We start from the raw sequence: 10,214 nt of genomic DNA, 5'->3' as shown, positions 1-10,214 counted from the left end.
GTTGTTCCAGATACCAAAGGTACAAACTTTTGAGAGCCAATCACAACGACGCCGAGGCCTCGTAGATCTTGCCGTGAGTTGTTCCAGATACCAAAGGTACAAACTTTTGAGAGCCAATCACAACTATATCTTCCATAACCTATTATCAGTTATTGTTGTTCCAGATACCAAAGGTACAAACTTTTGAGAGCCAATCACAACTTTCGTATTCATCTACCGGCAGGCCGGTGAGTTGTTCCAGATACCAAAGGTACAAACTTTTGAGAGCCAATCACAACCGTAAACTTCCGGCCTGTACACGAACATCAGTTGTTCCAGATACCAAAGGTACAAACTTTTGAGAGCCAATCACAACAGATAGACGGGAACGCTTATGCAACAGGAGTTGTTCCAGATACCAAAGGTACAAACTTTTGAGAGCCAATCACAACAGTTTTGATGCCAGAAATTTTGATACATTTGTTGTTCCAGATACCAAAGGTACAAACTTTTGAGAGCCAATCACAACAATTAAGGATACAGAGATGGATGCTAAGCAGTTGTTCCAGATACCAAAGGTACAAACTTTTGAGAGCCAATCACAACTTCTTTGGCAAACTTTATAGCATATGAATAGTTGTTCCAGATACCAAAGGTACAAACTTTTGAGAGCCAATCACAACTCAATGCGTCGGCATTCTCCCTGATTGTCTGTTGTTCCAGATACCAAAGGTACAAACTTTTGAGAGCCAATCACAACTTTATCGGTTACCTTCTTCTTCTCCTCTTTGTTGTTCCAGATACCAAAGGTACAAACTTTTGAGAGCCAATCACAACGACGCCGAGGCCTCGTAGATCTTGCCGTGAGTTGTTCCAGATACCAAAGGTACAAACTTTTGAGAGCCAATCACAACTGTAAACTATCTAAACTAAAGATAGCTATTGTTGTTCCAGATACCAAAGGTACAAACTTTTGAGAGCCAATCACAACCGGTGATGGCTTTGGATTTATTCGCTTCTGGTTGTTCCAGATACCAAAGGTACAAACTTTTGAGAGCCAATCACAACTATACCGCATGTTATGTTATGTGGCACTTGGTTGTTCCAGATACCAAAGGTACAAACTTTTGAGAGCCAATCACAACACAGAACAAGACGTAGAAAAAGCAGTAAGTGTTGTTCCAGATACCAAAGGTACAAACTTTTGAGAGCCAATCACAACTTGCGGATAATTGTTCGTCCACACTTCTGTGTTGTTCCAGATACCAAAGGTACAAACTTTTGAGAGCCAATCACAACCAGTCTTTGTGCGCTGTCGTCGAGATGACCGTTGTTCCAGATACCAAAGGTACAAACTTTTGAGAGCCAATCACAACTGACTGCGTTATTAACCATCCGAGTATCTGGTTGTTCCAGATACCAAAGGTACAAACTTTTGAGAGCCAATCACAACAATTTCACTTAATTCTCTCTTAAACCTCTCGTTGTTCCAGATACCAAAGGTACAAACTTTTGAGAGCCAATCACAACCTTCCCGCGCCTGTCTTACGTACCACTCTGTTGTTCCAGATACCAAAGGTACAAACTTTTGAGAGCCAATCACAACCAACTCTTATCAACTAATTCAAAAGCTTTAGTTGTTCCAGATACCAAAGGTACAAACTTTTGAGAGCCAATCACAACTGACTTGTTCATACGGGACGTCATACACTTGTTGTTCCAGATACCAAAGGTACAAACTTTTGAGAGCCAATCACAACGAGATTCCGAAGAGGAGAGAGTTGATAATGGTTGTTCCAGATACCAAAGGTACAAACTTTTGAGAGCCAATCACAACCATTTCTTGTCGCAACTAAAATCCAAGTCGTTGTTCCAGATACCAAAGGTACAAACTTTTGAGAGCCAATCACAACTTTTCCATATTCTTTATAAATTAAGGTGGGTTGTTCCAGATACCAAAGGTACAAACTTTTGAGAGCCAATCACAACTCTGAGGACGGGATGGAATCAAAGCAGGACGTTGTTCCAGATACCAAAGGTACATACTTTTGAGGACCAATCACAACTATCTTTACATCATTAAAATAACACAACGGATGAAAATTCCTTACCTAATTTATGGAACCCTTCTATGATTTTCTCACGTTGCTTTTGTCTGGGTTTGCGATATCCGGTAGCATAATGTCCCAACTGGCGTTCATTGATGCCAGTTATCCGGGAGAGTGCCGAGCGGGTAAGAATGCCATCAAAATATTGCAAGAGAGCCGAAATCTCCATTCTAAACTCAATCTCATACCCATTTTTTACCCAGTCAGGTGCAGGCTCATTACCTTCCAAGTGACCCTCTTTAGAGAATTCGAGGGATTCAATAATAGCCTCTTTAAGACCCTCAAATGTTTTATGAGTGACCACTACCACTTCGTCCGGCAGTTCAACCAAGGCACTATAATTATGTTCAGCATATCCAATTCTGGCGATGAGTTTTTCCATTTTGTCGTTATTTTATGCAGGAGACTATCTCCACCCTGCCTGTTTCCAAATACTATTTAAAAGAAATTGATCCAATACCTCGTTAGGTTTTCCGTTTACAGTCACTGTCCCCTTTTTTACGTTATGCTTAAATTGCCTGTGACTTCCCTTTTTCCTTGCGACATACCAGCCATCTTCCAATAATAAATCTATCACGTCTTTTACTTTGTATTTTTTCATATATCGTTGCAATTACTTATTGCTCGATACTTCAAAAGTAGTAAAAATACTATTATTGTCATCGTATAAAACCGGGTTATTTTTATCAAAAATCTCCGATTTATATATTCTTAACGAGAAAAATTACTAATCGATTAATAAACGCCCGACTTCGAATAAGCAGGTCTGGATACGCCCAAAACGACATTGGCGCTGATATTCAGTTTTTCGCATATTATTCGGGCAATCTTAAGGCTGGGCTCTTTGCCTGACAGATATTCGGTAATACGTGAGGGACTTACCCCCAGCAACTTCGCCAGTTCCGCCTGATTGATGTTCATTTCATACATCCGGAGCCTGATTGCTTCAGACAATTGTGGTAGCGCTATCGGATAGTGCTTGCGGTCGTATTCCTCAATCAATGTCGAAAGGAAATCAAGTTCCACAGCTTCGGGTATAGAGTTATAGTTATCATCGGTAACTATGTCCAATAGCTGGTCTATTCTTTTAGTGATGGCTTGATATTCCCTATCGTTAGTAATTGCTTTCATTGCTTATTGCTTTTTAAAGGATTGAACATCCGTGATTTTATCATACTCGGCATGAGTTCCTATAAACCGTATATAAACGTGTTTCGGCACAAATAGCACAATGGCTATCAGGCGATAGGAGTTTCCTTTTATGTTGAAAACATATCGGTGGTTCTCGACAGCGTCCACGCTGTTGAATGTGGCTTTCATATCGGAAAAATTGTTCCATTCAGACTCTTCCGTTTTTGAGAACCAATCTTCCAATGCTGTTTTGGCATCGGGGTGCTTGTGGTAATATTGTGCCAGCGTACGGTATCTGAAGATTCTCATACTCTGTCCATTTTATTAGTCAAAGATAAACATAAGATACCAAATCGAAAAATGAAATACCAGAATAAGGAATTTTCTTGTGTTTTTATCCCTATGTGTAAACTGATGATTGGCCATGATGTCATAAGTTGTGATTTTAAGGAATTGAAATACAAAATCGGTGTAAGCGTTTTCTTATTTTCATAATATTTTTGCATCTTTGCAAAAATATGTTCAATTGCATTAGGCGTTTTGAGTCACCTTCGCTCCTCGATTTTCAATTCTGCACTCGGCAAAAACAACGCAAGCTTTGTTTCTGCTTTTGCTTATCGAAAACGTTCACTGAAGTTTGGCTTTGCACTCATTTAACGAAATAGTCCTGTTTTGATATCCTGATAATAATCTATGAGATCTATCCCCTAGGGGAACTCTCTTTTTGCATGTGAGTATTTTTACATGGATAAACAACTTGAAATAGAATGCCTGACAAATCTTTCTGAGGGAGATCATCGGTCGTACGAATTATTATTCCTTGCATATCACCCTAAGATTTATCATTTTTTATGTGGTTTTATAAAAGATGAAGAAGAAGCGTATGATATGACGCAGGAGATATTCTATAAAGTGTGGATGAACCGTGAAATGATGAAAGAAGTCAAATCGTTTAAAGCTTATTTATTTACTATGGCAAGGCATATGATCTATAATTACTACGAACATAGTCTTGTAAAGGAGAAATATACTCTCAGCCAGTTGGATCAGCCGGAGATATATGAGCCGGAGCAGGATATGTTTGCCAAAGACCTTTCTTTATTAATCGACCTGGTGATCTCCCAAATGCCGGAACAACGTCAGCGAGTATTTAAGATGAGCCGAAAAGACGGCTTTTCAAGTGATGAAATTGCCTCCCGTCTCAATATCAATAAACGAACGGTGGAAAACCATATTTCCAATGCATTGAGCGATTTGAGAAAAGCTCTTCAGCATGTTTCATTCCTGTTTTTTATCTGAAACTATATTATATAATTGGCAACACCTCCATCTACTCTCAGGGCAGCACCGTTGGTGGCTGACGATAATGGACTGGCTATATAAACCACCATATTGGCCACTTCTTCGACATTGGCAAAGCGTTGGATCAGCGAGGAGGGTCTTCTTTTCTCAAAAAATTCTTCTATGACCGCTTCAACTGTTGTGTTGTTTTCTTTTGCCTGTATTTCCAAATCCTGTGCATTAGCACGACTCATTGTAGGACCCGGCAACACGCAGTTTACCGTGACATTGGAACCTTTACTTAATCTGGCCAATCCCCGGGAAATGGCAAGCTGTGCAGTCTTACTGAAACCGTAATGTACCATTTCGGTCGGGATATTTAAAGCCGACTCACTGGAAATAAAAATAATTCTTCCTTCGTTCTTTTTCAACATTTTGGGGAAGTAATGCCGCGAAAGTCGTACTCCGCTCATTACGTTTACTTCAAACATTTCAAACCATTCTTCGTCTGAAATATTCTCAAAATCCACTTGGTTGAAGATTCCGACGTTATTTACCAGAATATCCACATCCGGGATCTCTTTGATGAGATTATCTATTTCCTCTTTTTTAGAAAAATCGGCTGCGATACCGGTAATATCTACATTTCCCGTTTCCTTTTTGAGGTCTTCTATTCTGTCAGCCATATCATCGGCTTTTCTTCCGTTGATAATGACTGTAGCACCTTCGGATGCCAGCCCTTTAGCGATAGCGTACCCAATCCCGGCAGTAGAGCCGGTAACCAGAGCGGTTTTATTTGATAACTTTAAATCCATGACTTATTATCTTTTTTGTGTACAAACAATGTTCTATTCCAATCGAAAGAAGGTAGAATGCCATCAAATAAGATATCTTCATATCTGACAACTTTAAACAATGTAACAAAAAAAATATACATTTGTTTGTGCGTTATTCCAGGTTTTCCTGTCTACCTTAATAGAGAGTACAAAATCGACACGATTGAAATAACCGGTGTAAAAATAAAATAGTATATATAATGGATAAACACCATATCCACATATTGATAACCCGTTTTTTTGAGAATGATTTTCCAAAAGAATCTGTTCTTAAATTCCAGCAATGGCTTACCCGTAAAGAAGACAGCGTATCAAAGGACGAGGTATTGAATGAATTGTGGGAACGTGAGGGGGCAGAAGCCGATAAGCATACCTTACAGGCTTTGGAAGAGATGAACCGGCGAATCGGAAAAAATAAAAAAACTGTCTATCTATCATTATCCCACCGCTTGCTTCGCATTGCTTCTATTTTGCTTTTGCCTCTTATAGGCGGGTTGCTTACCTATTGGGTCATGCATGATCAGTCTGGCTCATCCGCCCCAAAAATGGAAATAGCAGAGCATGTTGTACCTGATGGGGAAATGAAGCAAATTCTTTTACCTGATGGTTCTGAGGTGTGGCTGAATGCAGGTTCCATGTTACTGTATTCCGATGACCTTTCGGGATCGATCCGACGTTTATTCCTGAGCGGCGAGGCAACTTTCCGGGTTGAGAAAGATCCCGGGCGGCCTTTTATCGTGAAAACCCAATATATGCAGGTAGAAGCACTGGGAACGACATTCAATGTAAGATCATATGTAGACTCAGGTACTGCGGCAGTCACCCTGGAGGAAGGATCGGTGCGGGTGGATATCGACGGAAAGGTGAAAGTTTCAGAAGTGATCAGTCCCAATGAGCAATTGGTTTACGATCATCGTCAGGGAAAAATGTCCAGATTACAGGTTGACGCCGTACTTGTTTCAAAGTGGAGAGAAGGCTATCTTGTATTTGAGGAAGCTTCTTTCGAAGAGATTATCCGTACTTTGGAGCGCCGTTTCAATGTTACTGTTTATTATGATGTAAGAAAATACGGAGGGGGACGGTTTTCCGTTAAGTATACACCTTATGAAAATGTCCGGCAGGTGCTGACCATTTTGGAAACATTGAATCCCGGATTAAAATGGACCATAGAAGATGATACCATTCATATACAATAAAACGATTGAATTGAAATAAGAGAAGGAGAGTTGCCCATGAAAAAAAGAGCCGGGAAGCCTATGTCGTGAAAAGCTTCCCGGGTTGAAATCGTTAAATACCATACAATTAATATCCATGGAATAAAGGCAGGGATAATTGCATAAAGTACTAACTATCAATTTACAAAATTATGAAAATAAATGATAATACAAGCAGAGTAAGAATAAATTGTTTGTGTCGGTTCTTATTTCTGTTTATAATCTTTTCTTTTTTTCAGACACAAGTCTCCTGGTCACAATCGGTTTCCTTATCCAATACCCGCTTGACTCTCAGAACTGCTTTTACTGAAATAGAAAGGCAAACGGAAATGTCGGTCGACTATAACCGTGAAATTATTGATGTAGACAAAACAGTATCGATACCCCGTAAAGAAGGTTCTTTATCCGATATTATGGCAGCCTTGTTGCAAGGTACAGGCTGCATATATACGGTACATGAAAATCATATTGTTATCTCTAAAGCACCGGTTGTAGCACAACGCGTCAAAAAGAACATTACCGGAACAGTAACCGATGAACAGGGTGAAGCTGTTATCGGAGCCAATATTGTGGAGAAGGGTACTACAAACGGTACAGTAACGGATATCGACGGGAATTTTACGTTGAGCGTGGAAAACAACGCCGTACTTCATATTTCTTATATTGGTTATCTGGCACAGGATATCAATACGGCCGGAAAAACTGCCGTTGACATTATTCTGCACGAAGATACGAAAGCGCTGGAGGAATTAGTGGTTGTGGGTTACGGTACGATGCGAAGAAGAGATCTTACCGGTTCCATTGTTCAGATCCGTCCCGACAATATTGCTATCGAAAATCCTAAAACGGTACAGGATATCCTGCGGGGGACTCCGGGTTTGCAGGTGGGCTATAATGCTTCTGCCAAAGGGGGAGGAACGTTGATGCTCCGCGGACAGAATTCGGTGTATACTTCTGAGGATCACAATAGTCCCTTGCTTATCCTCGACGGAATGCCGTTCTACGGAGAGCTTTCGGAAATTAACCCTGATGATATCGCTCAGATCGACATCTTGAAGGATGCTTCTGCAGCAGCTATTTATGGCTCAAAAGCGGCAAGCGGTGTTATTATCATTATGACCAAAAAAGGTGGTCAGGGTAAACCGGTTGTAAATGCTACTACCAATATAGGTGTAACGCAATTAACTACTTACCTTAATCGTCGCGGTCCGGAAGCTTATCTGCAACATCGCCAGGACTGGTTAGAGAAAAATACTTACGGAGTAAATTCGGGAACCGGTCTTTATGAAGCTTATCAAACCGGAGTTTATACTGCTCAACCGGGCTATTATACGAACCCGGGTCAGTTGTCCAATGTTTCTCTTGATGCATGGCGGGGATATACCACCAATGAATCCGGAGAATCGGATCTGAGTATTTGGGCCAGACGATTAGGATTTCAAGGTAATACGCTTGCTAATCTTCTGGCCGGTAAAACCGTCAATTGGAAAAATCACACTTACCGGACGGGTCTCAATCAGGACTATAATGTCAGTATAAGTGGCGCTACAGATAAGGTAAACTATTATCTGTCATTTGGTTATTTACAAAATCAAGGTACAGTAGTAAGTGATGATTATCAGGCTACCCGTGCCAATATGAAAATGAATACCAAGGTAAACAGTTGGTTCGAAGTAGGCGCTAACGTAAATTTCCAGGATCGGTCGGATGGCAGCATTGGTGTGGATCAAGACCAGAATATGCGTAACAGTCCTTACGCTGATTACGCCGATGAGGATGGTAATCCCTTGCAATATCCCCTGAGTTCTGAATACAGTCAGAGAGGTTACAACTACGACTTCCAGAAGCAATATCTGGAATTGGAAAAAGGCTACACTGTATTGAACACTATAGTAAATGCAAAATTAACCTTGCCGTATAATATTACCTATACGTTCAATGCTTCACCTCGCTACCAGTTTTTCTATGACCGTTATTTTATGTCGGCCGATCTGCCCGGTTCCGACCCCGCAGCCCGCGGAGTGAATCGTGAGCAGGCCAAACGTTTTGATTGGTCGCTTAACAACACCATCAATTGGGACTATACTTTTAATAAAAAACATCACGTAATGGTTACGCTGGTACAGGAAGCTGAAGAACTCCAATACTGGCAGGATCGCATCGAAGCCCGTAATATGCAGCCTACTGATGCTTTGGGATTCCATAATACCAAGAACAGTACGAAAGAAGACAGTTCTTACTCGAGCGAAGACACATATCAAACGGCAGATGCTTTGCTGGCTCGTTTGTTTTATGCTTACGATAACCGCTATATGGTTACAGGTTCTATTCGTCGGGATGGATATTCTGCTTTCGGATCTTCCAATCCCTACGCTACTTTCCCATCCATAGCGGGAGCCTGGACCTTTACCAACGAAAAATTCTTCCAATGGAATGATGTGATGAATAATGGAAAGGTCCGCTTGTCTTATGGTAAAAATGGGAACCGGTCACTGTCCAGTCCTTACCTGGCACTGGCTAATCTTTATGAAGGAGCTGGTAAAATGCAGGGGTATATCAATGCGAGCGGTGCACTGGAACTATATCGTTATCTAATGGCTAACCGGATGGCGAATCCTACGCTGCAATGGGAAAAAACCGCATCATGGAACCTCGCGCTTGATTTTGGTTTCCTCAACGACCGCATATCGGGAAGTATCGAATATTACAATAAGAGTACCCATGATATGATCATGAACCAGCGTCTGCCCGAATTCACCGGATTCTCCAGTATTACTACTAATTTGGGACAGGTGGATAACCGGGGGATTGAACTTTCACTGCATACCACCAATATCCGGAACGATCTGCTGGAATGGAATACCTCTCTCGGTCTTTCGTATAATAAAAACGAAATAAAACATTTGTATTACGAATATGAAGATGTGCTGGATACGAATGGAAATGTGATAGGTACAAAAGAAAGTGATGATCTTACAAATGGTTGGTTTATCGGACAACCCATCAATACGATCTGGAATTACCGCGTTACCGGAATTTGGCAAAAAGACGAATGGGAAGAAGCTGCAAGATACGGCCAGAAGCCGGGTGATCCGAAAGTGGCTAACAACCATACGGACGACGATGTTATAAATGCCGATGGTACTGTAACACCTGTATACAACGACAATGACAAGGAATTCCTCGGACAAACTACACCGCCTTTCCATTGGTCTTTGCGTAATGAGTTTATATTGTGGAAAAGCCTCAGTTTCTCATTCAACATCTATTCGTATATGGGACACAAGAGTTTGTCTACTTACTACCTCAACAATGATGATGACGGAGGACGTATGTCTTATGGTATGGCAAACTTAATTGAAAGGGAATATTGGACCATTGATAATCCTACGAATAAGTATGCGCGTATCGAGGCCCAAGGCCCTACCGGCGCCTCAAGTCCGGGAAAATTATACGACCGTTCGTTTATCCGTCTTGAGAATATTTCGGTAGGCTATACAGTACCCAAGAAAATAATGAAACAATGGGATATAGAGACTGTCAAAATCTACGGTACCGTTCGAAATGTTGCCGTATGGGCTAAAGATTGGGAATACGGTGACCCTGAAACCGCTGGATATGCTTCACGCGTTTGGACTTTGGGCCTAAATTTAACTTTTTAATCT

General features: G+C 41.0%; 8 protein-coding genes and 1 CRISPR repeat array. Of the genes, 3 read left to right on the top strand and 5 right to left on the bottom strand.

Going from position 1 to position 10,214, the window contains the following annotated elements:
• A CRISPR array of direct repeats spans positions 1-2,045; the repeat unit is 47 nt; unit sequence GTTGTTCCAGATACCAAAGGTACAAACTTTTGAGAGCCAATCACAAC.
• A 13-nt stretch (positions 2,046-2,058) separates the two neighbouring features.
• The 4 genes from U2P89_RS07305 to U2P89_RS07290 all read right to left on the bottom strand — a co-directional run bounded on the left by U2P89_RS07305 (position 2,059) and on the right by U2P89_RS07290 (position 3,527).
• A complete protein-coding gene (locus U2P89_RS07305) occupies positions 2,059-2,469 on the bottom strand; it encodes a hypothetical protein (protein ID WP_076929704.1) in 411 nt (136 codons plus the stop codon).
• A 24-nt stretch (positions 2,470-2,493) separates the two neighbouring features.
• Positions 2,494-2,688, bottom strand: coding sequence for a type II toxin-antitoxin system HicA family toxin (locus U2P89_RS07300; RefSeq protein ID WP_322191074.1), 195 nt, complete (start codon positions 2,686-2,688; stop codon positions 2,494-2,496).
• A 134-nt stretch (positions 2,689-2,822) separates the two neighbouring features.
• On the bottom strand, positions 2,823-3,218 hold the full coding sequence (locus U2P89_RS07295) for a helix-turn-helix domain-containing protein (protein WP_322191073.1): 396 nt from the start codon (positions 3,216-3,218) through the stop codon (positions 2,823-2,825).
• 3 nt (positions 3,219-3,221) lie between these two features.
• The gene (locus U2P89_RS07290; RefSeq protein ID WP_322191072.1) at positions 3,222-3,527 is read right to left on the bottom strand and encodes a type II toxin-antitoxin system HigB family toxin; all 306 of its coding nucleotides are present in this window, start codon (positions 3,525-3,527) and stop codon (positions 3,222-3,224) included.
• 435 nt (positions 3,528-3,962) lie between these two features.
• Between U2P89_RS07290 and U2P89_RS07285 the strand changes: the two genes are divergently transcribed.
• Positions 3,963-4,517, top strand: a complete 555-nt coding sequence (locus U2P89_RS07285) for an RNA polymerase sigma-70 factor (protein WP_322191071.1) — start codon at positions 3,963-3,965, stop codon at positions 4,515-4,517.
• A 2-nt stretch (positions 4,518-4,519) separates the two neighbouring features.
• Here U2P89_RS07285 and U2P89_RS07280 read toward each other — a convergent pair whose 3' ends face one another.
• Positions 4,520-5,314, bottom strand: a complete 795-nt coding sequence (locus U2P89_RS07280; RefSeq protein ID WP_322191070.1) for an SDR family oxidoreductase — start codon at positions 5,312-5,314, stop codon at positions 4,520-4,522.
• Positions 5,315-5,535: 221 nt separating this feature from the next.
• Here U2P89_RS07280 and U2P89_RS07275 point away from each other — a divergent pair, with 221 nt between their 5' ends.
• Both U2P89_RS07275 and U2P89_RS07270 read left to right on the top strand, forming a co-directional pair.
• Complete coding sequence (locus tag U2P89_RS07275; protein WP_092119132.1) at positions 5,536-6,531, top strand: FecR family protein; 996 nt, start codon at positions 5,536-5,538, stop codon at positions 6,529-6,531.
• A 431-nt stretch (positions 6,532-6,962) separates the two neighbouring features.
• Positions 6,963-10,211 carry a SusC/RagA family TonB-linked outer membrane protein gene (locus U2P89_RS07270; RefSeq protein ID WP_092119220.1) on the top strand — a complete coding sequence of 1,083 codons (3,249 nt, stop codon included), beginning with the start codon at positions 6,963-6,965 and terminating at the stop codon, positions 10,209-10,211.
• Positions 10,212-10,214: the final 3 nt, after the last annotated feature.

Origin of the sequence: Proteiniphilum sp. (assembly GCF_034331125.1) — a bacterium.
GTDB classification, from domain to species: Bacteria; Bacteroidota; Bacteroidia; order Bacteroidales; family Dysgonomonadaceae; genus Proteiniphilum; species Proteiniphilum saccharofermentans.
Note: the sequence above shows the minus strand (reverse complement) of the source record. Positions and strands in the feature narration are given on the sequence as shown.